The organism is Acinetobacter ursingii DSM 16037 = CIP 107286, from assembly GCF_000368825.1.
In the GTDB taxonomy this organism is placed as follows: domain Bacteria; phylum Pseudomonadota; class Gammaproteobacteria; order Pseudomonadales; family Moraxellaceae; genus Acinetobacter; species Acinetobacter ursingii.
Genome location: NZ_KB849719.1, coordinates 111,821 through 138,196 on the forward strand (window position 1 = coordinate 111,821; position 26,376 = coordinate 138,196).

The 26,376-nt window shown below is 42.3% G+C and carries 24 protein-coding genes; 19 read left to right on the forward strand and 5 right to left on the reverse strand.

Annotated features, from left to right (window positions below):
- Positions 1–103 precede the first annotated feature (103 nt).
- Both F944_RS15575 and F944_RS15580 read left to right on the forward strand, forming a co-directional pair.
- A complete protein-coding gene (locus F944_RS15575) occupies positions 104–727 on the forward strand; it encodes a class I SAM-dependent methyltransferase (protein ID WP_004992637.1) in 624 nt (207 codons plus the stop codon).
- Positions 728–888: 161 nt separating this feature from the next.
- Positions 889–1,530: a hydrolase gene (locus tag F944_RS15580; protein WP_004992640.1), complete on the forward strand. Its 642-nt coding sequence runs from the start codon at positions 889–891 to the stop codon at positions 1,528–1,530.
- 84 nt (positions 1,531–1,614) lie between these two features.
- On the opposite strand, the gene pta is transcribed toward F944_RS15580, so the two are convergent.
- From pta to F944_RS15595, 3 genes are all read right to left on the reverse strand, one after another.
- Positions 1,615–3,777 (reverse strand): phosphate acetyltransferase, encoded by a 2,163-nt coding sequence (gene pta / locus F944_RS15585; protein WP_004992641.1) that lies wholly within the window; start codon positions 3,775–3,777, stop codon positions 1,615–1,617.
- A gap of 81 nt (positions 3,778–3,858) precedes the next feature.
- A complete protein-coding gene (locus tag F944_RS15590) occupies positions 3,859–5,058 on the reverse strand; it encodes an acetate/propionate family kinase (RefSeq protein ID WP_004992644.1) in 1,200 nt (399 codons plus the stop codon).
- A 383-nt stretch (positions 5,059–5,441) separates the two neighbouring features.
- On the reverse strand, positions 5,442–6,707 hold the full coding sequence (locus F944_RS15595; RefSeq protein WP_004992646.1) for a glutamate-5-semialdehyde dehydrogenase: 1,266 nt from the start codon (positions 6,705–6,707) through the stop codon (positions 5,442–5,444).
- A gap of 340 nt (positions 6,708–7,047) precedes the next feature.
- Here F944_RS15595 and F944_RS15600 point away from each other — a divergent pair, with 340 nt between their 5' ends.
- Positions 7,048–8,382, forward strand: coding sequence for an alpha/beta fold hydrolase (locus F944_RS15600; protein ID WP_004992654.1), 1,335 nt, complete (start codon positions 7,048–7,050; stop codon positions 8,380–8,382).
- A 109-nt stretch (positions 8,383–8,491) separates the two neighbouring features.
- Here F944_RS15600 and F944_RS15605 read toward each other — a convergent pair whose 3' ends face one another.
- On the reverse strand, positions 8,492–9,349 hold the full coding sequence (locus tag F944_RS15605; protein WP_004992658.1) for a class I SAM-dependent methyltransferase: 858 nt from the start codon (positions 9,347–9,349) through the stop codon (positions 8,492–8,494).
- Between the two features lie 107 nt (positions 9,350–9,456).
- Complete coding sequence (nagZ, locus tag F944_RS15610) at positions 9,457–10,476, reverse strand: beta-N-acetylhexosaminidase (RefSeq protein ID WP_004992660.1); 1,020 nt, start codon at positions 10,474–10,476, stop codon at positions 9,457–9,459.
- 194 nt (positions 10,477–10,670) lie between these two features.
- Between nagZ and F944_RS15615 the strand changes: the two genes are divergently transcribed.
- The 16 genes from F944_RS15615 to F944_RS15690 all read left to right on the forward strand — a co-directional run bounded on the left by F944_RS15615 (position 10,671) and on the right by F944_RS15690 (position 26,375).
- Entirely contained in the window at positions 10,671–12,860 is a 2,190-nt protein-coding gene (locus F944_RS15615) for a carboxy terminal-processing peptidase (RefSeq protein ID WP_004992662.1), read from the forward strand.
- Between the two features lie 135 nt (positions 12,861–12,995).
- Complete coding sequence (locus tag F944_RS15620) at positions 12,996–14,273, forward strand: glycosyltransferase family 4 protein (RefSeq protein WP_004992664.1); 1,278 nt, start codon at positions 12,996–12,998, stop codon at positions 14,271–14,273.
- A 29-nt stretch (positions 14,274–14,302) separates the two neighbouring features.
- Entirely contained in the window at positions 14,303–14,854 is a 552-nt protein-coding gene (locus F944_RS15625; protein WP_004992665.1) for a phosphatase PAP2 family protein, read from the forward strand.
- Between the two features lie 104 nt (positions 14,855–14,958).
- Positions 14,959–15,159, forward strand: coding sequence for a Fe-S cluster assembly protein IscX (gene iscX / locus F944_RS15630; protein ID WP_004992669.1), 201 nt, complete (start codon positions 14,959–14,961; stop codon positions 15,157–15,159).
- Between the two features lie 111 nt (positions 15,160–15,270).
- Complete coding sequence (gene ndk, locus F944_RS15635; RefSeq protein WP_004992670.1) at positions 15,271–15,702, forward strand: nucleoside-diphosphate kinase; 432 nt, start codon at positions 15,271–15,273, stop codon at positions 15,700–15,702.
- A gap of 121 nt (positions 15,703–15,823) precedes the next feature.
- Positions 15,824–17,050: a dual-specificity RNA methyltransferase RlmN gene (rlmN, locus tag F944_RS15640; protein ID WP_004992674.1), complete on the forward strand. Its 1,227-nt coding sequence runs from the start codon at positions 15,824–15,826 to the stop codon at positions 17,048–17,050.
- Between the two features lie 67 nt (positions 17,051–17,117).
- Complete coding sequence (gene pilW / locus F944_RS15645) at positions 17,118–17,870, forward strand: type IV pilus biogenesis/stability protein PilW (RefSeq protein ID WP_004992677.1); 753 nt, start codon at positions 17,118–17,120, stop codon at positions 17,868–17,870.
- On the forward strand, positions 17,861–18,643 hold the full coding sequence (locus tag F944_RS15650; RefSeq protein ID WP_004992678.1) for a helix-turn-helix domain-containing protein: 783 nt from the start codon (positions 17,861–17,863) through the stop codon (positions 18,641–18,643). Before pilW ends, F944_RS15650 begins: the two co-directional genes overlap by 10 nt.
- Before the next feature lie 24 nt (positions 18,644–18,667).
- Entirely contained in the window at positions 18,668–19,786 is a 1,119-nt protein-coding gene (gene ispG, locus F944_RS15655; protein WP_004992682.1) for a flavodoxin-dependent (E)-4-hydroxy-3-methylbut-2-enyl-diphosphate synthase, read from the forward strand.
- A gap of 3 nt (positions 19,787–19,789) precedes the next feature.
- Positions 19,790–21,082 (forward strand): histidine--tRNA ligase, encoded by a 1,293-nt coding sequence (gene hisS, locus F944_RS15660; protein WP_004992685.1) that lies wholly within the window; start codon positions 19,790–19,792, stop codon positions 21,080–21,082.
- A gap of 29 nt (positions 21,083–21,111) precedes the next feature.
- Positions 21,112–21,813 (forward strand): YfgM family protein, encoded by a 702-nt coding sequence (locus F944_RS15665; RefSeq protein WP_004992686.1) that lies wholly within the window; start codon positions 21,112–21,114, stop codon positions 21,811–21,813.
- A complete protein-coding gene (bamB, locus tag F944_RS15670) occupies positions 21,813–22,961 on the forward strand; it encodes an outer membrane protein assembly factor BamB (RefSeq protein WP_004992687.1) in 1,149 nt (382 codons plus the stop codon). Before F944_RS15665 ends, bamB begins: the two co-directional genes overlap by 1 nt.
- Before the next feature lie 178 nt (positions 22,962–23,139).
- Entirely contained in the window at positions 23,140–24,549 is a 1,410-nt protein-coding gene (gene der, locus F944_RS15675) for a ribosome biogenesis GTPase Der (RefSeq protein WP_004992690.1), read from the forward strand.
- A 166-nt stretch (positions 24,550–24,715) separates the two neighbouring features.
- Positions 24,716–25,327: a beta-ketoacyl synthase chain length factor gene (locus F944_RS15680; RefSeq protein WP_026039867.1), complete on the forward strand. Its 612-nt coding sequence runs from the start codon at positions 24,716–24,718 to the stop codon at positions 25,325–25,327.
- Entirely contained in the window at positions 25,321–26,118 is a 798-nt protein-coding gene (locus F944_RS15685; RefSeq protein WP_004992694.1) for a lysophospholipid acyltransferase family protein, read from the forward strand. Before F944_RS15680 ends, F944_RS15685 begins: the two co-directional genes overlap by 7 nt.
- Positions 26,115–26,375 (forward strand): phosphopantetheine-binding protein, encoded by a 261-nt coding sequence (locus F944_RS15690; RefSeq protein WP_004992697.1) that lies wholly within the window; start codon positions 26,115–26,117, stop codon positions 26,373–26,375. The genes F944_RS15685 and F944_RS15690 overlap by 4 nt, the downstream gene beginning before the upstream one ends.
- Position 26,376 lies beyond the last annotated feature (1 nt).

Sequence of the window (26,376 nt, forward strand, 5' to 3'; positions counted from 1 at the left end):
TGACACTGCTGTGGGCGGTTTTGCCGAGATTTTGGTCGAAGGTCTAAGCTTTTAAAATCAGATTAAAATACCCATCAAAATGATGAAAAAAGAGTGAAAATAAATGAATAATGAGCGTTTAGCCCAAAAAATCATTCAAATTTATCAAAAATATGGACGCGACTGGACAGAGCTTCGCGGTGATTATCTCTATGAAAAAGCTTGGCTAGATCGTTTTTTGGCATTATTACCATCCACTGATGCAAACGTATTGGATTTAGGTTGTGGTTCAGGTCAACCGATTGCAGCGTATCTCATCGAAAATGGCTGTCAGGTGACAGGGGTAGATCGCTCAGAGGTGATGTTGGAAATGGCGCGGGAATCTTTTCCTGAACAGACATGGATCAATGCCGATATGCGACATTTTCGTTTTGATCAACAGTTTGATGGCATTTTGGCATGGGATAGTTTTTTCCATCTCACTCCAGATGATCAACGTGAAATGTTTGCACAGTTTTCAGCGCATGCAAAGCACGGAGCCGCCCTGATGTTTACCAGTGGTCCGAGTCATGGTGAGGCGATTGGAGAGATGTTTGGAGAGCCTTTGTACCATGCCAGTTTGGATGCCGAAGAATACCGCGCATTATTGGCTCAATATGGTTTTGATGTAGTTAAAATGGTTGCAGAAGATGCTGAATGCACAGGGCATACCGTTTGGCTGGCAAAAAAAATGAAATATATTCCATGATGAATTAATGACCATGTAGGCGAATATTGCATCCATAAAAATATAGTTTTATCTACATTACAAAATGAAAAACTATGTCCTAAAAATAGTCATATTCTTTACAGGGTTGTCGGCATAAGATGAGAATGATTTCTATCACAAAGATCAAAAAGGAATAAAAAATGACCAGTGAAGCCATTCGTGATCCAAAGCAAGATCATCTATTAACACCTCAAAATTCAGCTTTTATTTGTATCGATTATCAACCAGTACAAGTTAACTCGATTGCTTCGATGGATCGTCAACTTTTAATCAATAATATTGTCGGCAGTGCCAAAGCTGCGATTGTTTATGGCTTACCGATTATTCATTCAACGGTAAATGTCAAAACAGGTTTAAACAAACCACCGATTCCTCAGTTACGTAAAGTGTTGGCAGATTATCCAACTTATGACCGTACTTCTATTAACTCTTGGGAAGATGTCGAGTTTAAAGAAGCTGTTAAGGCTACGGGTCGCAAAAAACTGATTATGACTGCGCTTTGGACAGAAGCTTGTTTAACCTTTCCAGCACTCGATGCGCTACAGGAAGGCTACGAAGTCTATGTGGTTGCTGATGCAGTAGGTGGAACCTCATTGGCTGCTCACGAGGCTGCATTACGCCGTATTGAACAGGCGGGCGGTAAATTAATTAGTGTGGCGCAATTATTCTGTGAATTACAACGTGACTGGCAACGTAAAGAAACAGTGCCTGATTTTATCAAATTATTCATTGAAACTGGCGGTACAGCAGGTATCCAGTTCTCTTATGATGCCAGTGAATAAAGATCAATTAAACTAAAATCATAATTTGGTTTTCATAAAAAAAGTCCCTTGAAATGTCAGGGACTTTTTTTATAGGGTTATCAATTAAGATGCTTTTGTAGCGGTTTTTGCTTCACCCTGTTGTTCAGCCTGAATGGCGGTGAGTGCAATGGTAAACACAATATCATCGACCAACGCACCACGTGACAAATCATTCACTGGTTTATTTAGACCCTGTAACATCGGGCCAACACTGACTACATTGGCAGAGCGTTGAACTGCTTTATAAGTGGTATTTCCTGTATTTAAATCAGGGAAAATAAAGACATTGGCTCGACCTGCAACTTGAGAATCTGGTGCTTTTTGACGTCCGACACTTTCGACCGATGCGGCATCATATTGTAATGGCCCATCAATCAATAAATCTGGACGACGTTGTTTTGCAATTTGAGTCGCTTCAGCTACTTTCTCAACATCTGCGCCTGTTCCAGAAGTGCCTGTTGAGTAACTGATCATGGCAATACGTGGTTCAATACCAAAAGCTTTCGCCGAGTCCGCAGACTGAATCGCAATTTCAGCCAATTGTTGCGCATCGGGATCAGGATTAATCGCGCAGTCACCATACACATAGACTTCATCGGGTAACAACATAAAGAAAATGGATGAAACCAGTGAATATTCGGGCGCAGTTTTAATCAACTGAAATGCAGGACGAACAGTATTGGCTGTGGTGTGAATGGCACCTGAAACCAAACCATCGACTTGATCTAATGCCAGCATCATCGTGCCAAGAACCACCGTATCTTGAAGTTGCTCTTTGGCTTGTAATTCGTTTAGTTTGCCTTTGCGTAATTCGACCATTGGTGTGACATATTGGTCTCGAATGGTATCTGGATCAATAATCTCCAGATCATCTGGAAGCTCAATGCCACGCGCTTTAGCCACATCCACCACAGATTCTGGCTTCGCGAGTAGGATACAATGTGCCAATCCACGTGACTGACAAATGGCAGCGGCCTGTACGGTACGCGGCTCATCGCCTTCGGGGAGTACAATTCGCTTTTTAGCCGCAATCGATTTTTGTACCAATTCATGACGAAAGGCAGAAGGGGATAAGCGAGGTCTGAGGTTACCATTGACTTGAGTTTTGAGCCATTCGGTATCGATATGGCTCGAAACGAAACGAGTGACTTGTTCGGCACGTTCAGTATCATCAACTGGAATTTCATTACCAAAATCTGCCAGACGTTGTGCGGTTTCCAGTGTGTTGAGTTGGGTATGTAAAATAGGTAAGCCGCGTTTAATCGCATGTTGGCAAAAATCCAGAATTTGGGTGGCTGGCGCTGTACGTTCGGTCAGCACCAGACCTGCCAAAGGAATCCCATTACTGGTTGCCAGACTACTTGCCAAAAGAACATCTGTACGTTCGGAAGCACTGATAATCAGTTCGCCGGCGACAAATTTATTGAGTTCATATTCAATGCTTGAAGCAATTAAACTGGAATGCAAAATGCGTCGTTGCTTGGCTTCACCCAAATGAACCCACTCACCATCAATCACCGAAGCAATGTCTAATGTACGTGGCACACTTAAAGTATTGCTAAAAGGCACCATCCCGATAATCGGCAATTCTTTGGTACCTAAATGACGATTGTATTTTTGTAGTTCCAGACTAAATTTTTCAATTTCATCATTCAGGCGCAGCGAAGGATCGATGGTGAGAGGAATTTGAGCTGATTCTTCAGGCAAACCGCGTGTACGCATAAAGAGTACGCCAGCAGTGCGATTTGAATTGACGCCACCAAACTGACGTAAATGTGATTCGATTCTTTCCGCGGTTTTTCGTGGATTTTGAATATCTGCGGTACTAACCAAAATCACTTTGGCATCGAGTGCTTGTGCAAGCGCTGCATTCAATTCACTGGCAAAATGATCTTGTCCGTTGGGCAACAAGCCTTCAACAATAATTACATCCTGTTGAGCTGCAATCGTACGATGCAGGCTAACGGCTTCTTCAAGTAAATCATCCATTTCGCCTGCTGAAATATATTGCAGCAACTTTTCGTGAGAAATTGACTGGACAGTATCACGTTGAAATAAATGCTGAAAGAGAGATGTGGTGCGATCAAACTGATTCTGATTTTCCTGAGAAAATGGTTTTAAAAACCCAGCTTTAATGCCGTTGCAATCCAGCGCATACACCATCCCCAAACAGGCTGAGGTTAAACCAACGCCTTCAGCGGTTGGAATCATTAAAATTGTATTCATAATGACCTTAAATAAAATTATATTTTTAACATTTGTATTTGGCCTATTGAGAGTACTGATCTCTCAATAAGCTCTGCATGATTAGCCAATCACAACGTCAAGCTTTTTTGCCTGTTGCACCACTTGCTCAGTTTCTTTGGCAATACGACCTTCTTCATCTGTAGGAATCACCCAGATTTGTGGTCCTTGACCTACATCAATCCGGCCCTCTGTACCACGTTGTAGTGTATTGTTTTGATCTTTATCTAGTTTAAAACCAAAATGAGGTAGATATATCATGGTTTTTTCGCGGATATAGGCTGAGTTTTCCCCAATCCCACCTGTAAAAATCAGACCATCGATTTTGGGTAAACCGCAGCTTAAACCAGCTAATGACTTGGCTAAACGGTAACTGAATACTTCAATGGCAAGTCTTGCATCTTCGTTGCCATTTTCTGAGGCTTCGATCAATGTGCGCATGTCATTAGATAAATTATCAGATAAACCTAACAACCCACTTTCTTTGTTGAGCATTTTATCAATCTTGTCGATATCCCAACCTAAGTTGTTGGCAATAAAACTATGAATACTTGGATCGACATCACCACTACGGGTTCCCATCACGATCCCTTCAAGTGGGGTTAAACCCATCGAGGTATCAATACTTTCACCATTCCAGATGGCACAGGTCGAGCTACCATTGCCTAAATGTGCACTTAACCAGCCGCCTTGTCGGAATTGTCCAGCCAGTTCACTGGCGCGATCAGATACATACGCATGGCTTGTACCATGAAAGCCATAGCGGCGGACATAGTGTTCCGTGTAAAAGAATTTCGGCAAGGCATAGCGATAAGCATGTTCAGGCATTGTTTGATGAAATGCGGTATCGAATACAGCCACTTGGGGTAATTCGGGAAACAAACGCATAGTGGCATCAATACCAACCAAATGTGCAGGGTTATGTAAGGGTGCTAATGGCGTTGCAGCAACAATACGTTCAATAATTTCTGGGGTGAGTAATTCCGCTTTGGTTAATGTTCCACCATGGACCACACGATGTCCTATTGCCTGCGGCTTATAGTTGGCTAAGCGTGCCAACAATGTTTCAAGTGCTTTTTCATGGTCAGCGTGTGGAATGGATAATTCAAGGGGCTCACCGCCGACGGTAATCCCTTTAATACGAGCTTCTGCTGTGCCTAGATTTTCAGCCAAACCGTAAATACGGTTTTCACGACGATCTGAAACCAAAGCATATTTGATAGAGGAAGAACCACAGTTAATCACTAAAACGGATGTAGACACGGTATTGCACCCAAAATATTTTAAATTGTTTCCTTAATATATTGATTTTCAAATCTGATTTTGTCAGTCCGAATATCAATATGACATGTTGTAACATGTGTCGTTTTTCTGTCCAAGCTAGACTTTAGCCGATTAGACTTAAGCACTATCGAACAATCTTTAATTTATCGTTAGCATTCATGGGTTAAAACCAACGAATAACCAACCTAAACGAATTTTCTTTTAAACCCAATATAACGTTGAACCGCTATTTTTTATAGTTTGATCATGTTGCAATTTATTTAATAAAAATGTTTCTATTTTTAAAAAATAACTTCATGATTCAATGCTGAATCATTTTCTGGCTCTGTCGACTGAACGACAAAACCAGAAGACATATTATTTTATTGACGAATTTGACCGTCACCAAATACGATCCATTTTTGTGAGGTCAAGCCTTCTAAACCCACTGGACCGCGCGCATGGATTTTATCGGTCGAGATGCCAATTTCGGCGCCTAAACCATATTCAAAACCATCGGCAAAGCGTGTAGAAGCATTAATCATCACAGAGCTTGAATCTACTTCAGCCAAAAACTTGCGAACTAATGAATAGTTTTCAGTAATGATTGCATCGGTATGGTGAGAACCATATTGGTTAATATGTTGAATCGCTTCCTCAATACCCGATACCACTTTAATCGCAAGGATGGGCGCTAGATATTCGGTATACCAGTCTTCTTCAGTGGCGACTTTGACGCTTTCACCGAGGATGCGGCGAGTTTGGTCACAACCTCGAAGCTCGACATGTTTTTCAGCATACAGTTCAGCAATACGCGGTAAAAACTCTTCTGCGATATTTTCATCGACCAACAACGTTTCCATGGCATTACAAACACCATAACGATGAGTCTTCGCATTAAGCGCAATTGGGAGAGCTTTATGTAGATCAGCTTCAGCTTCTACAAAAACATGACAATTGCCATCTAAATGTTTAATAACAGGAATACGTGCTTCAAGGGTAATTCGTTCTATCAGACCTTTACCGCCACGTGGAATAATCACATCGACATATTCGCTCATGGTAATCAGTTGACCAACTGCGGCACGATCAGAGGTTGCAATCACTTGGACGGCATGCTCAGGTAAGCCCACTTTTTTAAGCCCATACTGAATGGCTTCGGCGATGGCTTTATTGGACTCAAGCGCTTCTGAACCGCCACGTAAAATAATGGCATTGCCAGATTTTAGCGCTAAGGATGCTGCTTCAAGTGTGACATTTGGCCGTGATTCATAAATCATGCCGACAACGCCTAAAGGCACACGCATCTTACCGAGTTGAATACCTGTAGGGCGATATGACATATCAGTAATTTCACCGATTGGATCTTTAAGCGCAATCACATCTTTTAAGCCTTGTAACATGCCTTTAAAGCGTGAGGGGTTAAGTTCTAAACGATCAAGTAGAGCACTATCCAGGTTGTTTTCGTGCGCTTTTTGCATGTCAATCGCATTCGCCGCTAAAATTTGCGGTTGACGATCTTCTAGCGCAGTGAAAATGGCTGAAAGCGCATTGTTTTTCGTTAAGGTCGATGCGCTGGCCAACAAGCGGGAAGCCTGACGCGCATTTTGACCTACTGTTTGCATATAGTGTTCAATTGAATCGTGCATAGCAGTCTTTGATCGGTTAAAAATCCATAAAGGTACATTGCATAGTAACAGGCTATGACCAGATTGGTATAGTCATCATAATGCGGTAAAGATGAGCTAGTGCGTGATTTAGTAGAAAACTGTGAAATTGTTACGCGACTTTAAATATTTTGAAACTTGAAAAAGATCGAAACTAGATGAGTGGTTATAGAAAGGGTTGCTTAAAAAAGTCACATCTGTATAGAATGAAACAATAAGGCTATTGACGTTATACAAAAAAATTGAGTAAGGATGCATAGCCATTGTGTCGCATGGAACGGAGCCTGCATAGATAAAAAACAACGCAGGCAGGAGGCAGGAAATGAATTCCATTATCCAGATGGACGCGGATCTTCACCAAGCGGGTTCACCTTTTGGTTTTTTTGATCTTTATCATAAAGATATTTTTAAGCAATCTGCTCGTGAAACATGGATTGATGGCTGGAAAGTCGAATTCATGGCCATGGCTGATGTGCGTACAATTCATCAGACTCCCATAGTAATTGTGGGCGGGGCATTTCAAAATTTCAACTCTTATAAATATTGTGTTGAACAACTGTTTGCCTGCGGACCTGTCATTTTAATTGATTTACCTTCAATGGGTGCGAATCAGCAGATTACCAACCGTGATACAGGTGTTTCTGCGGGAATGCTTGAATTATCGGATTTATCCAGAATGCTTGGTATATGGCTGGATATCGTCGGTATTTCCAAAGTCTCTATGATGGGCATGTCATTAGGCTCAGTGGTTGCTTCTTCATTTGCGCACCAACGTCCTGAACTGGTTGACCGTATGGTCCTAATGGGAGTGATGCAAAAGACCCGTAAAAGCTGGCGCATGATCTTGGAAGAGTCACTGAAGTTGATGCAAGAAGATCGGATGGAAGAATTTGGTCAAGCCGTGATTTTGTATCTGGTAAATCATGCCAAACTTGACAAGACTCGCATGTCACCTACAGCTAAGCGTTTGTTCTTCCGTCAAATGGCTGAATTTACCAAAACTGAGCGTTTGCGTTATGAGATCAACTGTAATCGGCTATTGCGTTTAAAAGATGTGCCGATTCCACAGTGCAAAACGCTGGTTGCCGCTGGGCAGTATGATAGTTTCACCTTGCCTTTTGAAAATGCAAATTTTGCTTTGCAATGTCCTGATATGCAGTTTGCCTTGATCGCCAATGCGGATCATGTGCCGCAGCTTCAACGCCGTAAAGAAACCATGCATTTGTTTGCAACCTATTTAAATGGTGAATCGATTCAGGGTTTGGATGGCATTATTCCGATGACCCGTGAACAAATCAAACATATGGATCGTCGTGGTGAAGAGCGCATTGAAGTCATGCAACCACATACGCAACTGACCCATCGTTATTTGCCTGAGCAGTTCAAAGTAATGATTAGTGATTTAAGTTTCTTTGGTGTACTTTTACAACTGAATCAGCCGAATGAAGCGAATCGTGTCGAAAGTTATCCACGAGATTTGGCTCTTCATTTAGAAGATGAAGAAGGTATGTTTAGTATCGAATGTCTGATTTTTCAGGTCGATACAGCAGGGGTAAGAGCGATCTTTAAACACGGTAGTTTTGCGGTTGCAGATCGTTTGCTGCGCTATGTGGCGCGACAAAAAGAACATCAACTTCAGTACGCTGAGGTGGTGTAACGCGATTAAAGATATCTGAGAAGCCGTATCTTGCCGCGTTATTTGGGGATAAAAAACAGCATCTTTGATGCTGTTTTTTATTGTGTAAACTTTGCTTTATCTATCGATTCTAAGAGTGTTTCTTATTGATAGCATGAATCGTCCAAACTAGATCGCCTAAGTGTTCCTGTTTATTCTGCTGTTGTACGGTGTCTGAATCAAAATAATCTTTTGGTTGTGTCACTTTTACCTGATCAAAACCATTTTCCATAAAAAAAGTTTCAACATCGGCTGGGGTAGTAAAATGAAAGCTAAAGGCGCTGCGTGACATCCATTTGAGAAGTTTGCTGCTACTCCAGATAATATTTGCCAACTTGTTTTTGACTGGTTCTGGGTACAAGTCGGTGAGATAATGTAATTCTTTAAATGGCTGACCATATTCAGCAATCGACTGAATTAATTGAGCTAACAAAGGTTTATCAAAATAATTAATCAGCCCTTCACTGATCACCACCAGAGGAAACGAGGGGTCAAATAAGTCAAATGCTTGTTTAAATTCTGCGGTAAATAAATCAACAGACAGCATTTCGGGTGCATTGGCTTCAATCTGTTGCAATGCAGCTTGTTTGGTTTGTGCCATGTCTGGTAAATCTAGTTCACGGTAAGTGATCTCTGGATAATGTTGTCTAAACCACCAACCTCGCGGTGAAAGACCACTGGCGATTTCCAAAACCTGTAACTGAGGATGATGCTCAATGAGCGTCGTAAGCTGATCATCCAGTAAGGTGTGTCGTTGTTTGAGAGTACTTCGCATACTGCCACCGACATATTTCTCTGCCCAACTTTCCAATGGGTGAACCAGTGCAGCTAAAGACTTGCCCTTTTTGGTGGCAAAGACCTGATGTGAGATCCCCATTTGATACCAGATGTAACCTGTGTAATGAGCGGTAAAAGAGATATGTCGATGTTTTGAAAGTGGTTGGGTCATATTCCTGAGCCTGTTATTTTATTTATCATCCATGCATAATTTTAGACATCATGAATATACCCGTATATTCATGATGTAAAAGCGACTTTATTATAACCTTCAATGCCTTAAAAGCTATCTTTGAATTTTTCGATCTGCGCTTTATGAGATTGCCAGACATCTCCTAATTCAAGCGTATTGCCAATCTTTAATTCAGGAATCTTGCCTCGCATACGTTCCAAGCGTTGCTGATGTGGTAAAGCTAGATGCTCAATCGAATCGAGTGCCAAACAAGCCGATGAGCGGTCATTACACACCAATCCCATATCACAGCCTGCGGAAAGTGCCGCCTGTAAACGTGCATCAGCTCCACCCGCAACACAAGCCGCTTGCATGCTCAGGTCATCTGAAAATAACACGCCATCAAAACCTAACTGCTTACGCAAAATTTCCTGAACCCAAAATGGTGAAAAACCAGCAGGATTAGGATCGACCTGTTCATAAATCACATGGGCAGGCATGAGTGCATCCAGTTGTGGCATCAATTGGATAAACGTCTGCATGTCTTTTTGATGGATTTCATCGTAACTACGATGGTCAATCGCTGCGGCAACATGAGAGTCTGCCTGCACAGAGCCATGACCAGGGAAATGTTTGCCCGTATTCGCCATACCTGCTTGTTGCATACCTTTCATAAAGGCTGATGCTAATGGCACAATATCCTGCGGATTTTTGGCGAAGCCACGATCACCAATCACATCACTTAGGTCATTGATATCCAAAACGGGCGCAAAGCTAAAATCAATACCCACGGCTAAAACCTCAGTTGCCATGAGCCAGCCACATTGCTCAGCCAATTGAATCGCTTGTTCAGGTTGTTGTTGATATAACTCACCAAAACGACCCATTGCAGGTAATAAGGTAAATCCTGTTTTTAAACGCTGTACACGCCCACCTTCCTGATCGACAGCAATTAAAATATCTGGACGGATTTGGCGCATGTGATCTGTTAATGCACGCACTTGTTGTGGTGATTCAATATTTCGTGCAAATAAAATCATGCCACCGACTTGCGGAGCGCGTAAGAGTTCAATATCTTCTTGTGTAAGTTCTGTGCCAGCAATGTCTAGCATCAAAGCGCCGATCATAAAGGTTGCTCGTCTAATTTTTGGATAAAACAATAGCGGAATTTTGCAATGATTTGCTACATTCTGCCAGCATAGAATATGATAAAACTACACGACATACACAAATTAAGTTGGTTAAGATGTTGAATCTGTGACATTCGGGGTCGATGGCACAGCGGGTAATATTGGAAAATCCAAGGAAGTATTAAAAATTTATGAAACTTCAAACGATAGCTTGTGCAGTTGCAGTCGCGACTGGTGGATTGTTCTTCACACATGCGATAAACGAAGCAATTGCGGCAACTGATACTGCACCTGCGGCCATCTCTCAAACCATTCAACCGACTCAGGAACAAGCGCTGGTTTCACGCCAGTTAGCGACATTGGTCGACCGTCAGCATTATTTAAATATGCGTCTGGATGCCAATACCTCTAATCGTATTTTAGATATGTATCTGGATAGTCTGGATCCTGATCATTCTTTATTTTTGGCTTCTGAGGTTCAGGACTATAAAACAAAATATGGCTCGACTTTTGGCGCGGCGCTGAAAGCAGGTAATTTGACTGGTCCGTATGCGATACATGATCAGTACCGTAAACGCCTACGTGCCTTTTATGAGTACATGTTGTCTGAACTGAAAAAGCCACAAAATTTACATCAGCCGAATGTTTTCATTGATACTGATCGTGAGAAAGCAGCCTATTTTAAAAATACCGCTGAACAGCAAGATTACTGGCGTAAAATGTTGGTGTCGCAGCTCATTAACCTCACCATTAGCAAAGAAGAAGATCTGGCTAAACAAAAAGCCTTGAAAGACAATCCAGAGCTGGCAAATGGTCAGGATTTAACCAGTCCAGAAGATTTAACACCTGTTCAAACACTCACCAAGCGTTATACCCGTCAGCTTGAGCGTATTAGTCGCGTGAAGAGTGATGATGTGTTGGACAAAACCTTAAACGCCATGATGGCAACTTACGATCCGCACAGTAATTATTATCCGCCGATTGATGCGATGGAGTTGAATCGCCAGACTACGCTGCAACTGGAAGGAATTGGGGTTTCGATCCGCCCTGAACGCGGTAATGAAGACTATATTAAAATTGAAACCATTGTAGAAGGTGGTCCTGCAAGTAAGTCGGGTCAGGTCAAATCGGGTGATCGCATTGTTGGGGTTGCTCAGGATGGCGACAAAATGGTCGATGTGGTCGGCTGGTCGAGTGCTGAGATTGTCGGGTTGATTCGTGGTAAACGCGGAACCAAAGTCACGATCAAGTTACTCGGGCCGGGCGCGTCTATGAGTCAGGCGCGTACTGTAAGTTTGGTGCGTGATGTGATTCAGGAAGAAGATGCAGGTGTCCGTTCACGTACCGTTGATATTATGCGTGATGGCAAAAAACATACCTTTGGTGTGATTGAAATCCCTTCGTTCTACTTAAACTATCGTGCGCGCCGTGCGGGAACAGAATATCGTTCAGTGTCTGAAGATACCAACAATGCTTTGAAATCACTTTCTGCTAAAAAAGTGGATGGTATTTTAATTGATTTGCGCAATAACCCAGGCGGTTCACTTGAAGAAGTGGCACGTATGCTCGGACAGGTCATCAAATCTGGGCCAGTCGTGCAAATTCGTGATGGTAATGGCAATGTCAGTGTGTTTGAAGATAACGATGGCGGCGCACAAACTTATGCAGGTCCATTGGCAATTTTAGTGAATCTGGCTTCAGCTTCTGCCAGCGAAATCTACTCGGCTGCTATTCAGGATTATGAGCGCGGGATCGTGATTGGAAGTACCACCACAGGTAAGGGGACAGCCCAAGTTCAACTTGATACCTTGGCACATGGTCAGGCGACTTTAACGCAACGTAAGTTCTATCGTATTACAGGTGGAAGTACTCAAAATAAAGGCGTTATTCCAGACATCAAGCTCGTGGATATTTATGATGAGGAGTTTGGTGAACGTAAAGCTAAGAATGCATTGAAGTGGGATACCATTCCAACTGCGCCATTTAAGCGTGAAGGTTCAATCCAGCCTTACGTAGAAAAGCTGTCTCAGGAATCTAAAGCCCGTGTTGCGGTTGATCCTCAATTTAAATATCTTGAAGCGCGCCGTGCGATCGCGGATGAAACCAAAGATCAAAAACGTATTGTGTTAGATATTGATCAGCGTAAGGCGGAAATTTTAAGACTGGAAAAACAAACACTTGATGCTGAAAATCAGCGTCGTGCAGCGACAGGGTTAAAACCTTTTAGTAATTGGGAAAGTTATCAGGCATCACTGGATGCCTTGAGCGAATCTCGTGCCAAAATGAAGATCAATGCACGTCCGCCGTTACCAGAGGAAGAAACCTTTGTGAATGAAGCGGCGAATGTATTATTAGATTATGCCAAATTACAAAATCATTGATTGATTTTGAGTGAGCAAAAAAGCATATTTCGATATGCTTTTTTTGTGTCAAAAAACTGTCATCTGGATATCATCAAAATGTAAAAACGATTGTCTAATATTTGAGCTATGAAAATAAATCAAATGGATAGTTGTATGCAAGGTTCATTCGCTACAACGCTGCTAAAACAAGAAAATTTCCCAGACAGTTTTAAATTCTATTTTAAAAACAGACATGCGCAAATTCAACAAAATTGGCATGAACTGGATAAATTGGTACGTCCCAAACTCAAAATTGCCATTGTCACTGAGACATGGCCACCCGAAATTAATGGCGTGGCTTTATCTTTATTGCAACTGTGCAAGGGTTTACAGCAGCAGGGACACAAAATTTTACTGGTACGACCACAGCAAAGTCTAAAATGTGAAGAATTTTCACCCAATAAAGAATGTCTGGTGATCGCACAAACTTTACCCAAGTATCCTGGTTTGCAGTTTGGCTGGCCTCAATATTTGAAGGTAAGTAAGGCTTTAGCTGGATTTTCACCAGATGTCGTTCATATTGTGACAGAGGGACCGCTGGGTCTGACGGCACTGCAAGCAGCAAAGGCTCGAAATATTCCTGTGTCTAGCGGGTTTCATTCGCCTTTTCAGGATTTTAGTCGATTTTTTGATCTGGCCTTTTTGCTTAAACCGATTCAGGGCTATTTACGCTGGTTTCATAACAGCACGGATATGACCTGTGTGCCGAGTAAGGATACTGAAAAAGCCTTGCGTGGTTTTGGGATTACCTGTCCTTTAAGTATCGTAGGGCGGGGTGTGGATACTGAAAAATTTTCTCCGCAGTATCGTTGTCAGAAATTAAGAGAAAGTTGGGGTGCTGGCGATGACACGACCGTCATGTTGTATGTCGGACGTTTATCTCCCGAAAAAGAAATCCAGCTATTAATTCAAAGTTATGCAGCCATGCAACGGATGCAGCATCGAAAATTTAAACTGGTGATTGTGGGGGATGGACCAGATCGCACACGTCTGGAACAGATGGCAGAGAATTGTGAGGTTGTTTTTACAGGAAGTTTAACTGGCAAGAATCTTGCAACTGCTTATGCAAGTGCTGATGTCTTTGTGTTTGCTAGTCAGGTAGAAACCTTTGGTAACGTGGTCCTTGAGGCAATGGCAAGTGGGTTGCCTGTAGTGGCTTATGATTATGCATGTGCCAGTCAGTATGTAGAGCATGGGGTAAGTGGTTGGCTGAGTCCTTTAGGTCAAGTCAATACATTTATTCAAACCTTATATCAATTGCCTGCAAGATTACAGTTAAAACAGATGGGAATACATGCACTTAAGCATGTTAAACAAAGCGGTTGGCAACAACCTGTATATCAAATGGAACAAGCCTTATATCAGGTGGTCAAAGAGTTCTACCGAGTATAAATCTCCGTTTAAGTGAGAGGAGTGTCACCATGAATTTTAAAAACGCTAAAATTAGAATACTGGATTTAGATTTAAAAGGTTGTTTGTACCTGAATCATTTTTCGCATTCACAGCGAATTGCGCATTTCTTTAAAATCATCAGTCGGCTGGGTGATGGTCTATTTTGGTACGTCATGCTGTTTATGGTTTGGCTATCTCAAGGGTTGTTTTATGGTCTACAAATCATTTACTTATTATTAGGTGGTTCTGTAGGAACTGGAATTTATAAATTTCTAAAACATAAAACCACACGCCCGCGCCCTTATCAGGTGCATCAGGTCATTGTACTGGGTGAACGTCCACTGGATCATTTTAGTTTTCCATCGGGGCATACTTTACATGCGGTTATGGCGAGCATCGCATTAGGTTATATCCAGCCAATTTTGATCATCATCATGTTGCCGTTTACCATTTTGGTGGCTTTGTCTCGGATGGTACTGGGATTACATTATCCAAGTGATGTGATTGTGGGGGCTGTGATTGGGACTGTGGTCGGGTGCGGAATTATTTTTGCAGCACCATTGATGAATATTCATTTATAAGTTTGCATGTGCATTGCCCTTTAATAAATCCAACAGTTCACATGTTCGCTTTGCCTGAAATTTGCTAAAGTAGCCTTTATTTGATTGATGCAACAGGACAGACCATGGGCTTACGCTGGACGGATACCATTGATATCGCAATTGAACTGAGTGATGCACACCCAGATGTAGATCCACAATGGGTTCGTTTTACTGATTTACACGCATGGATTTGTGCTTTGCCAGATTTCTCAGATGATCCTGCAAAATCGACTGAAGGGCTGTTAGAGGCCATTCAAATGGCATGGATTGACGAAGTTCGCTAAAAAATCATCGGAAATTGATAACTTTTACACAATCAAGGCTGATTATTACCGTTGACCTCGGTATAATGCGCCCAATTTTTTACGTTTAAAATTTTAAGCGAGGAGCCACTCATGGCAATCGAACGTACTTTATCAATCATCAAACCAGATGCTGTTGGTAAAAACCACATTGGCGAAATCATTGCACGTTTTGAAAAAGCGGGTTTAAAACCAGTTGCGATCAAATACAAGCATTTGTCTCAAGCAGAAGCTGAAGGCTTCTATGCAGAGCACAAAGAGCGCGGTTTCTTTGCTGACTTAGTGGCATTTATGACTTCTGGTCCAGTGGTTGTTTCTACACTTGAAGGCGAAAATGCAGTTCTTGCACACCGTGAAATTTTGGGCGCAACGAATCCGAAAGAAGCAGCACCAGGTACAATCCGCGCTGACTTCGCAACTAGCATCGATGAAAATGCTGCACATGGTTCTGACTCTGTAGCATCTGCTGAGCGTGAAATTGCGTATTTCTTCGCTGCTGAAGAGATCTTCCCACGCACTCGTTAATCGAGAGCATCCAAACCAGATAAGTGGTATTATACTTATCTGGTTTTTTATTTTTCTCTGAATGAATTTGCTGAAATATTAGGCAATATTTCTTCGTCACTTCTATGGTTTAGGTAATCTCATGGCTTCTGTAATAGATCTCCCAGCACCAACAGAACATGCACAGCCTGCTGATGCGGTGCAAAATGCTGTCCGTGCCAAAGTTAATCTATTGGGTATGTCTCGCGCAGAATTAGAAGGATTTTTTGAACAATTAGGAGAGAAAAAGTTTCGTGCAGGACAAGTGATGAAGTGGATTCATCAGTATTTTGTCACTGATTTTGCTGAAATGACCAATATTTCAGGGAAATTGCGCGCCAAACTTGAACAGGTCTGTGAGATTACAGCACCTGAAGTGGTACATCGTCATTATTCCAAAGATGGAACCCGTAAATGGGTGTTCCGTGTCGGGGATGGTGCAGGTTCACTGGTTGAAACTGTTTTGATTCCTGCCGAAGACAAGACAGGATCCCGTAAAACATTGTGTATTTCATCCCAAGTGGGTTGTGCATTGGATTGCTCATTTTGTTCTACGGGTAAGCAAGGTTTCCAACGCGATTTAAATCCTGATGAAATTATTGGACAGCTTTGGGTCGCCAATCAGTCTTATATGGAAGATGTGCCTGTAGCTGAGCGTGAGCGTTCTGTGACCAATGTCGTGATGATGGGCATGGGTGAACCATTGTTAAATTACGATGCAGTCCTGAGTTCGATGCAATTGATGCTAGATGACTTTGCTTATGGGATGTCTAAGCGCCGTGTAACGTTATCTACCTCTGGCGTGGTTCCAAAGATTGATCAACTGGCACAGGATATTGATGTCGCTCTCGCAATTTCTTTGCATGCACCTAACGACGAGTTGCGTAATGAGTTAGTTCCAATCAATAAAAAATATCCACTTGAGCAATTGATTGCTGCTTGTCAGCGTTATTTGGCCAAAGGTGGCAATGAAAGTACGCGTAAACATGTCACGATTGAATATGTGATGCTCGATGGTGTCAATGATCACCCAGAACATGCACAACAAATGATTAAACTATTAAAAAATTTACCAAGTAAAATAAATTTGATTCCATTTAATCCATTTCCGCATGCGCCATATGGTCGTTCTAGCCGAAATCGGATTATTGCCTTTCAAAAAACTTTGTCTGATGCTGGATTTGTGTGTACGATTCGACAGACACGTGGCGATGATATTGATGCGGCATGTGGTCAACTGGTAGGACATGTCGCGGATCGTACCCGTCGTGCTGAACAATGGAAAAAGAAAGTCGCAGAGCGACAAGAGATTATTCGTTCACAGGGATAATATATTGGGGGTAGAGTTGTTGAGTAGATTCACTTCACGTTCCACAGTCTGGATTTCAGCATGTTTAATGGTGTTGCTGTTAACGGGATGCCAATCTCAAAAAACAACCAAAGACCCTAAAAAAGCGGTGCAGGTCCGTACACAACTTGCAGCTGAATATATCAAGTCTGGTGATCTGGATGCTGCTAAACGCGCATTGGATCAGGCTTTGGAAGTGAACTCGCGTGACTCCATGGCCAATATGATGATGGGTGTACTCTTACAACAAGAAGGTAGTGCAACAAATCTCGAGAAAGCAGACACGTATTTTAAACGTGCAATCTCGGAAGAACCTACCAATGCACAAGCTCGTAATAATTATGGTACGTACTTATACCAATTGAAACGTTATAATGACGCGATTGAACAATTTACGATTGCAGGGGCAACACTTGGGTATGATCAGCGTTATCGTGCCCTTGAAAATCTGGGGCGTATCTACGTATTGCTTGGCGATCGTGTGAATGCTGAAAAGTCATTCAAACAAGCTTTACAGGCAAACCGCGACTCTTATGTATCTATGTTAGAGTTGTCAGAGATTTTTTATTTGCAACAGCAAATGCCAGCGGCGACTCAAATGTATGAACAATATGTGCGTACAGTGGGGCAAACCAATCAGGGTGCACGTGCGCTTTGGGTGGGGATTCGTGTTGCACGAGCCAATGGTGATCGAATGGGAATGCTGGCACTGATCAATCAACTGCGTGCTTTATTCCCAGATAGTTCAGAATATAAACGTTATTTGCAATTACAGTATAGTACTGAGGCCGTATGGAAATAAATCCTAATTCACAGCAGCCAACTGGCTCAAGTTCACCTACTTCAGCATTAGGAAATGTTCAACGTCCAGGTGAGTACTTACGTCAGATTCGTCTTGCCCAGAAGCTTGAGTTAAATGATGTGGCATCTGATTTAAATATGCCACTTAAAGCCTTAACTGCTTTAGAGCAAGATGACTATAAAAGCCTGCCAGAACCTGCATTTATCAAAGGCTATTATCGCTCTTATGCGAAATACTTAAAGACGGATGCAACTGCGATTATTCAGCGCTTCGATGAAATTTATGCGAACGATACAGGTTTATTACCGAATCATGCCTTAAATAATTCACCGATTAAAATCATGGGGAAACTCCCTGGTTCAAAAAGTGATCGCAATAGAAAGTGGTTAAAACGTAGTCTGATCCTGATTTTAGCTCTGATTGTAATTGGCGTCATTGTGACGATGCTGCAAAATTGGTCTGCCAAGAAAACGAATACGGTCACACCGCAAAATTCGAATGTTGAAGTCTTGCCATTAAATAATGGAGCAGCAACTTCTGGAGATGAGTTGGTGCTTAATTTTAATCGTCCAACTTCGATACATATTGTTGATTCGACGGGTAAAGTGTTGGCAACTGGTCGTCAGGCATCAGCTTTAACTTTAAATGGCCAATCACCGTTTCAAATTCGTCTGGATGATGCAACTGCTGTGTCATTAAGTCTAAACCAAGAACCGATTTCATTGTCTCCATATACGGTAAATGGAAAAGCAGATTTCCGTTTATCTCGTTAATGAAGATTAAATGAGAGTGAAACCATGATCGAAAATCCAATCAAGCGTCGCCCAACACGAAAAATTCGTGTGGGTTCAGTCTATGTCGGTGGTGATGCCCCGATTAGCGTGCAAAGCATGACCAATACTGAAACCTGTGATGTCGATGCGACAGTTGCGCAAATTCAACGTTGCGCTGATGCAGGCGCGGATATCATGCGCGTGTCTGTTCCATCGATGGAAGCGGCGGAGGCTTTTGGAGCAATTCGTAAGCGCGTTACGGTTCCTTTGGTTGCCGACATTCACTTCGATCATAGAATTGCACTGGCTGTGGCAGACTATGGTGCAGATTGCCTAAGGATTAATCCGGGGAATATTGGTTCAGATCAAAAAGTACGTGAAGTCGTAGCAGCAGCGCGTCACCATGGTATTTCGATTCGTATTGGGGTCAATGCGGGTTCTTTGGAAAAAGATTTGCAGAAAAAATATGGCGAACCGACAGGCCAAGCCTTGCTTGAATCTGCGCTACGTCATATTGATATTTTAGATCGATTGGATTTTCACGAATTTAAAGTCAGCGTTAAAGCATCTAACGTATTTTTGACCATGGATGCCTATCGTCTATTATCCCAACAGATTGATAACCCATTACATCTAGGGGTGACTGAGGCAGGGATTTACCGTACAGGTACAGTGAAGTCTGCGATTGCATTGGGTGGTTTGCTGATGGAAGGCATTGGCGATACCATGCGTATTTCACTGGCAGCAGAACCCGAAGATGAAATTAAAATCGGCTTTGATATTTTAAAATCATTGGGATTACGTTCTAACGGCATTAACTTTATTGCTTGCCCAAGCTGTTCACGTCAGGAATTTAACGTGATTAAAGTCATGCAGATGCTAGAAGAACGTCTGGAAGATATACGTACACCCATGGATGTTTCCGTGATTGGCTGTAAGGTCAATGGGCCTGGTGAGGCTAAAGAAGCTGATATTGGAGTTGTTGGGGCATCTCCTCGTTCATTGGTCTATCGTAATGGTGAAAAAAGCCATTTAATTGATACCGATCAACTGGTTGAGGAAATCGAGTCAATGGTGCGTGATCGTGTAAAAGCGATTGAAGAAGCAAAATCTAAAGAAATTATTCGTACAAGTTTTGAGTAAGTCATGAGTTCAATTGTTGCAATCAAGGGTTTTAACGATATTCTTCCAAGCCAAACGGCTGCATGGAGACGTTTAGAACAACATCTGGCATCGTTAATGGATACTTATGGCTATCAACAAATTCGATTGCCAATTGTTGAGCAAACAGGTTTATTTAAACGTGCGATTGGTGATGCGACGGATATTGTTGAAAAAGAAATGTATACCTTTTTTGACAAGGGAACACCGCCAGAATCATTAACTTTACGTCCTGAAGGTACGGCTGGTTGTGTTCGTGCATTGCTAGAGCATAATTTATTACGTGGGGCTACACCACGTGTCTGGTATCTTGGGCCGATGTTTCGTTATGAAAAACCACAAAAAGGGCGTTATCGTCAATTCCATCAGTTTGGTGTAGAAACCTTTGGTGTGGCAACCCCTGATATTGATGCTGAAGTGATTTTATTGACTGCGCGTTTGTGGAAACGTTTAGGAATGGCGGATAAAGTCCAGCTTGAACTGAATACTTTAGGCGAAATCGACGAACGGGCAGAATATCGTGCAGCTTTGGTTAAGTTTTTGACTCAGCATAAAGATGCTTTGGATGAAGATTCACAGCGCCGTTTAACCACAAATCCTCTGCGAATTTTAGATTCAAAAATTGAATCGACCCAGAAAATTTTAGAAAATGCGCCGAAATTGCATGACTTCATTCAAGAAGACAGCATGAATCACTTTAAACAACTGCAACAGTATTTAACGGATGCAGGTATTTCTTTTGTGATCAACCAAAAGCTGGTACGTGGTCTGGATTATTACAACAAAACTGTTTTTGAGTGGACGACTACAGCATTGGGTTCACAGGGCACCGTTTGTGCAGGTGGACGTTACGATGGTTTAGTTGGACAATTGAAAGGTAAAGCAGATCAATCTGTTCCTGCTGTTGGTTTTGCGATGGGGATGGAGCGTTTATTGCTGCTTCTTGAGCAGATTGAACAAGCGCAGGTCGTACGAGATTGTGATGTGTTTTTAGTGGCTGAACCTGCTTATCAGGGTCGTGCACTGATTTTGGCAGAACAGTTACGTGATCAGCTTGAAACAAGCAATAGTTCACTACGTATCAAAACTGGTTCACAGGGCAGCATGAAAAGCCAGATGAAAAAAGCCGATCAGTCTGGCGCTGTCTATGCCATGATTTTGGGTGAGCGTGAATGGAATGCGGGTGAGTTGACCATAAAAGAGTTGGCAACTGCTGAACAGTCCACTGTCGCGATCGAGCAACTGGTTTCATTTTTAACTGAAAAATTGGCAAAATAAGCGAAAAAGCTGAAGGGAAAGGAACGTAGATGAGTGCGTTAACTGAAGAAGAACAACTGGATAATCTAAAGTCGTTCGGTAAAAAATATGGCTCTGCCATCATTAGCGGTATTTTGATTGCGCTCATCGCCTTTTTTGGATGGCAATATTGGCAGAAAAAAACACTGGCTGAAAATCAGGTGCGTACTGCAAAAGTGCAGCAACTTATGGATCAGGCACAAGGCGCTGAATCAAATCCAGATGCACTTAGTAACTTATATGCCTCAGCAGATAAAATTACCAAAGATGCGCCAGATTCAGTACAAGCCATTCAAACTGAACTGATGTTGGCAAAAGTGGCGTATGACAAAGCCGATTATGCCGCAGCAGAAAAATCATTGAAGAAAGTTGAAAACTCAAAACTTAATGATGATGGTCTATTGCAACTGGTTAAACTTCGTTTGGCATATGCTCAACTTGCACAAAATAAATATGACGATGCCTTAAAAACATTGGCATTGGTCACAGATCCTGCATTTAAGGCCACGGCTGAAGAAGCGCGTGGTGACATTTATGTCGCGAAGAAAGATATTGCTTCTGCGAAAAAAGCCTATCAAAGTGCGTGGGATGATTTGGCAAAGCGCAAGCAAGAGCGCCAAATTTTACAAATTAAACTCGAAAGTGTTGGCGTTTTAGTAGATGATCCTGAGATTGAACGCCCGATTATAGACACACAGGTGGATAAGTCTTAATGGATAGAAAATTTACACTCCCGTTTGCGCTTGCTTTGGTTGCAGCAGCTTTAGTTGGTTGCTCCACGAATAAACTTAAAGTAGAAGAACCGAAACCAAATCCTTTGCCAAAATTAGCACAGGCCAAAACACTGGTTCCCGTTTTTTCACAAAGCGTTTCTTCAACAGACAAAGCCGATCCACTACGTTTACAGCTTGACTCTGATAATGGTGTGAATTTTATTGTCGATCCAAAAGGTGAAGTTGCTGCCTATCGTGGTAAACAGCGTCTATGGGAAACTCGTGTGAATAAACACGGATTGACTTCAGGTGTCGAAGCCAAAGAAGGCGTGGTCTTAGTGGGTAGTGCCAAAGGTGAGTTGTTTGCACTGGATGAAAGTACAGGTCAAAAAAAATGGCAGGCACAATTAAGTGGTGCTTTGCTGAGTCCATCTTTAATCAAAGATGGACGTGCAGTGACCATTGCCAATGACGGTACAGTCTTTGCGCACGATTTACAGACTGGACAGCAGCTTTGGGCGTATAAAATGCCAAATGTACAATTTAGCTTGCGTGGACAGCCTTCCCCAGTGATGCTGGACGATCATACCGTGATCGTGGCATCTGCTAATGCTTATGTGTACGGCATTGATGTGATCAGTGGCGTACCACGCTTCCAGCGTCGCGTTGCAGTCAGTGAAGGTCGCTCAGATGTACAACGTCTGATTGACATCGATGGTGATCCGGTAGTGGTGGGTCAGTTTTTGGTCACCACCAGTTATCAGGGACAAATTACTGTAATTGATGTCGCTGCACAGCAAGTGGTTTGGAGTGAAGACGCTAGCAGCAATAAACGTGCTGAGGCCAGTAACGACAAAGTATTCGTAGCACAAACTGATGGTAAACTTGTGGCATATAACCTGACCACAGGCGAAAAAGCGTGGGAAAGTGATGCTTTGATGCACCGTCAGTTGAGTAACCCAGTGGTATTAGGTTCTGATCTGGTGGTCGGTGATTTAGATGGTTATTTGCACCTGATTGATCCAGACAATGGACAACTTGTGGGTCGTTCCAAAACCAGTGGTGAAGTGAGAACTTTACGTGTAGTGGATAATCAGCTTTATGTTTCCACACGCAAAGGTGAATTTACTGTTTGGCAAAACCGTTAATTTTAGACGGGCTTGTGTTAAACTAGTCATTCGCGAATTCTTTGCTTCAAATTCGTCGGGGTGTTTGAGTATATAATATTCAAAGCCCCGTTGTTTTTTATTCAGGTCTATGACCTAAAATCTTCCTTATTATTTCCTTGTTCATGCCAAATGGCTGATCTTGAATGTAGGTTACTTTATGAAACCCGTTATTGCGCTCATTGGTCGTCCCAACGTCGGAAAATCAACGCTATTTAACCAGATTACCAAGAGTCGTGATGCACTTGTTGCCGATTTTGCGGGGCTTACGCGTGACCGTAAATATGGTGATGCCGTTTACCAAAATAAATCCTTTATTGTGGTAGATACAGGCGGTATCGGCGAAAGCGAAGCGGGGATTGATGCTTACATGGCGGAACAGTCAAAAACTGCCATCAACGAAGCTGACATTATTATTTTTGTGGTGGACGCTCGTGCAGGCTTACTTGCTTCAGATGAACAAATTGCCCGTGAAATACGCAGTCTAGGTAAGAAAATTTATTTAGTTGCTAATAAAGTGGATGGTGTACACGCTGAAGCAGCCGTAGTCGAGTTTTATAAACTAGGCTTTGGTGAACCGATTCATGTTGCAGCCAGCCATGGTCGCGGTGTGGCACAGATGCTTGAAGATGTGCTTGAAGATGTTCCTGAAGATGAAAATCCAGAAGAACATGACAAAAATACAGGACTAAGACTTGCGATTATTGGTCGTCCAAATGTCGGTAAATCAACACTCGTCAACCGTTTGTTAGGCGAAGAACGTGTTGTGGCATTTGATGAGCCTGGGACGACACGTGATTCGATTTATATCCCCTATGAGCGCGATGGTCGCCAATATACCTTGATCGATACCGCAGGGGTGCGTCGTAAAGGTAAAGTGGATGAAATGATTGAAAAATTTTCAATCGTAAAGACACTACAGGCGATTAAAGATGCGCATGTGATTGTTGTGGTTTTGGATGCTCGTGAAGGTGTGGTTGAGCAAGATCTACATCTGATTGGCTATGCGCTTGAAGCGGGTCGTGCCATGGTGGTTGCCATTAATAAATGGGACAACATGACTGAGTACGATCGCAAGCAATGTAAACTGGATGTTGATCGTCGTTTTGACTTCATTCCGTGGGCAAAAGTACATCTGATTTCTGCCTTACACGGCACAGGCGTAGGTGAGTTATATCCATCGATTCACCGTGCTTATGACTCTTCGCATTTAAAAGTTTCACCTGCGAAATTAACCCAAATTTTAAATGATGCAACAGATGCACATCAACCGCCGATGATTAGCGGTAAGCGTATTAAAATGCGTTATGCGCATATGGGCGGCCAGAATCCTCCGACGATCGTGATTCATGGCAATAAAGTCGATAAAACCCCAGCGGATTATCGTCGTTATCTGGAAAACGTATTTCGTAAAGTGTATAAGCTTGAAGGCACGCCTGTACGAATTGACTTTAAAACGTCTGAAAATCCATTTGAAGGACGTAAGTCACAAATCGATGAACGCGTTGCTGCGCGTAAACGTCGTTATATTCAAAAATTTAAGAAAGCTGAGAAAAAATTTAAGCGTTAAATTGTCTTTAAATGCAAAAACCCCGATCCCATTTCGGGGTTTTTGCATTTAAAGACACTGCATCTTTTTGTTATTTCAGTTAAAATGTAATTTTTTGTTAATTTGAAGACTGGTGCTATAATTTTGCACCAATTTCTAACACCTTTGCCATGGGCTCGCATTCAGCATGATCAGATTTCATCTTTCTGCGCTTCGACTGTGTTGTACGCAACATGACTGTACGGCATTAGAGTCTTTGCCTGCAATGCAGCGCAGGCGACTTTCGCCTTTGGCAAAATTGGCGATAAATGCCGCCATGCAAACTCTGGCACAGCAATCTGCTGACTATATTGTATGGGCTTCTCAGTATGGCGATGAGGCCAAAACATTGGGTATTTTACAAGATGTATTAACCCATCAAACGCCATCACCTACACAGTTTTCAACTTCGGTTCATAATGCAATTGCAGGTCTTTATTCTATTTTGTGTCAAGACGAGACCATTTCGACCAGTTTAAGTTGCGGCTGGTCAGAAGCAATGATCGAAGCCTATGCGATTTTAAAAACTCAGCCTCAGATTAAAACCGTTTTAGTGGTTTATTATGACGCGCCATTACCTGAAATTTATCAAGATCGACAACCTTTTGAGCCATTTGCACTATCGACCTTACTGAGTTTGGAACGTGCCAATGTCGAGTTGAGCGCAGTTGAGCAGACTCAGGATATTGATGCGCTCAGTTTTTATTCCTTCTGGCAAGATCAGCATCAAACAGCATGGCTAGGATGGCAAAAATGTTAAATTGGGCATTATTAAACAATAAGATCAATTATATTTGGCGTGTTGCAGCAACCGGTTTCAGTTTTGCCAGTTTTGGTATTGGGGGCGTGGCAATCGCGACTGTGGTTGCACCTTTGGTAAATTTAACTGCACAGGATCAGGCAACTCGTCGACAACGTGCTCAACAGGTGATTCGTACCAGTTTTAAATGCTTTACCGAAATGATGGTCAAGTTGGGCATCATGACTTATTCGGTGGAAGGTCTGGAAAAATTACAGCAAAGCCGACAAGAATTGGTGATCGCTAATCATCCGACTTTGATCGATGTGGTGATCCTCATTGGACTCATGCAACAAGCCAATTGCGTAGTAAAGCAGTCGCTCTGGTCAAATCCATTTACACGAGGTCCTGTGCGCAGCGCAGGTTACGTTTTAAATGCAGGATCTAATCAATTTATCCATGATTGCGTGACAAGCTTACAGCAAGATAATGCGCCATCGCTCATCATTTTTCCAGAGGGAACGAGGACACAAAAAGATGAACAGATTAATGAATTTCAGCGTGGTGCTGCCAATATTGCAATTCGTGCCGATGTACCGATTCGACCTGTGTTGATTCGTTGTACACCCACGACGTTAACCAAAAATGAAAAGTGGTATCACATTCCTGCGAAGCCCTTTCATATTGAGATTAAAATTTTGGATGCCATCCATATTTCAGAGGTACTTTCTGATTTGACGGTCAGTCCTAAAAATGTCCGTGCCCTCAATCAGTATTTACAGCAATTTTTTAAGCAAGAGTTATCTAAATGAGCAATTTGGCCAACGAATTAAAACAAATGATTATTGATGTTTTAGCACTTGAAGACATCACCGTTCAGGATATTGATGATCAGGCACCATTATTTGGAGAAGGACTAGGGCTAGATTCAATAGACGCTTTGGAGTTAGGGCTTGCCCTCAAGAAACGTTACAACATTCATTTAAATGCTGAATCGGATGAGACCAAACAGCATTTTCGCTCAATTCAAAGTCTAGTGACTTTGGTTGAAGCTCAACAAGAAGTATAAG

Bases quoted from the DNA above. Each gene is read 5' to 3' on its own strand.
- F944_RS15575 (WP_004992637.1), top strand. From the start codon at position 104: ATGAATAATGAGCGTTTAGCCCAAAAAATCATTCAAATTTATCAAAAA.
- F944_RS15580 (WP_004992640.1), top strand. From the start codon at position 889: ATGACCAGTGAAGCCATTCGTGATCCAAAGCAAGATCATCTATTAACA.
- pta (WP_004992641.1), bottom strand. From the start codon at position 3,777: ATGAATACAATTTTAATGATTCCAACCGCTGAAGGCGTTGGTTTAACC.
- F944_RS15595 (WP_004992646.1), bottom strand. From the start codon at position 6,707: ATGCACGATTCAATTGAACACTATATGCAAACAGTAGGTCAAAATGCG.
- F944_RS15600 (WP_004992654.1), top strand. From the start codon at position 7,048: ATGAATTCCATTATCCAGATGGACGCGGATCTTCACCAAGCGGGTTCA.
- F944_RS15605 (WP_004992658.1), bottom strand. From the start codon at position 9,349: ATGACCCAACCACTTTCAAAACATCGACATATCTCTTTTACCGCTCAT.
- nagZ (WP_004992660.1), bottom strand. From the start codon at position 10,476: ATGATCGGCGCTTTGATGCTAGACATTGCTGGCACAGAACTTACACAA.
- F944_RS15615 (WP_004992662.1), top strand. From the start codon at position 10,671: ATGAAACTTCAAACGATAGCTTGTGCAGTTGCAGTCGCGACTGGTGGA.
- F944_RS15620 (WP_004992664.1), top strand. From the start codon at position 12,996: ATGCAAGGTTCATTCGCTACAACGCTGCTAAAACAAGAAAATTTCCCA.
- F944_RS15625 (WP_004992665.1), top strand. From the start codon at position 14,303: ATGAATTTTAAAAACGCTAAAATTAGAATACTGGATTTAGATTTAAAA.
- iscX (WP_004992669.1), top strand. From the start codon at position 14,959: ATGGGCTTACGCTGGACGGATACCATTGATATCGCAATTGAACTGAGT.
- ndk (WP_004992670.1), top strand. From the start codon at position 15,271: ATGGCAATCGAACGTACTTTATCAATCATCAAACCAGATGCTGTTGGT.
- rlmN (WP_004992674.1), top strand. From the start codon at position 15,824: ATGGCTTCTGTAATAGATCTCCCAGCACCAACAGAACATGCACAGCCT.
- pilW (WP_004992677.1), top strand. From the start codon at position 17,118: ATGGTGTTGCTGTTAACGGGATGCCAATCTCAAAAAACAACCAAAGAC.
- F944_RS15650 (WP_004992678.1), top strand. From the start codon at position 17,861: ATGGAAATAAATCCTAATTCACAGCAGCCAACTGGCTCAAGTTCACCT.
- ispG (WP_004992682.1), top strand. From the start codon at position 18,668: ATGATCGAAAATCCAATCAAGCGTCGCCCAACACGAAAAATTCGTGTG.
- hisS (WP_004992685.1), top strand. From the start codon at position 19,790: ATGAGTTCAATTGTTGCAATCAAGGGTTTTAACGATATTCTTCCAAGC.
- F944_RS15665 (WP_004992686.1), top strand. From the start codon at position 21,112: ATGAGTGCGTTAACTGAAGAAGAACAACTGGATAATCTAAAGTCGTTC.
- bamB (WP_004992687.1), top strand. From the start codon at position 21,813: ATGGATAGAAAATTTACACTCCCGTTTGCGCTTGCTTTGGTTGCAGCA.
- der (WP_004992690.1), top strand. From the start codon at position 23,140: ATGAAACCCGTTATTGCGCTCATTGGTCGTCCCAACGTCGGAAAATCA.
- F944_RS15680 (WP_026039867.1), top strand. From the start codon at position 24,716: ATGATCAGATTTCATCTTTCTGCGCTTCGACTGTGTTGTACGCAACAT.
- F944_RS15685 (WP_004992694.1), top strand. From the start codon at position 25,321: ATGTTAAATTGGGCATTATTAAACAATAAGATCAATTATATTTGGCGT.
- F944_RS15690 (WP_004992697.1), top strand. From the start codon at position 26,115: ATGAGCAATTTGGCCAACGAATTAAAACAAATGATTATTGATGTTTTA.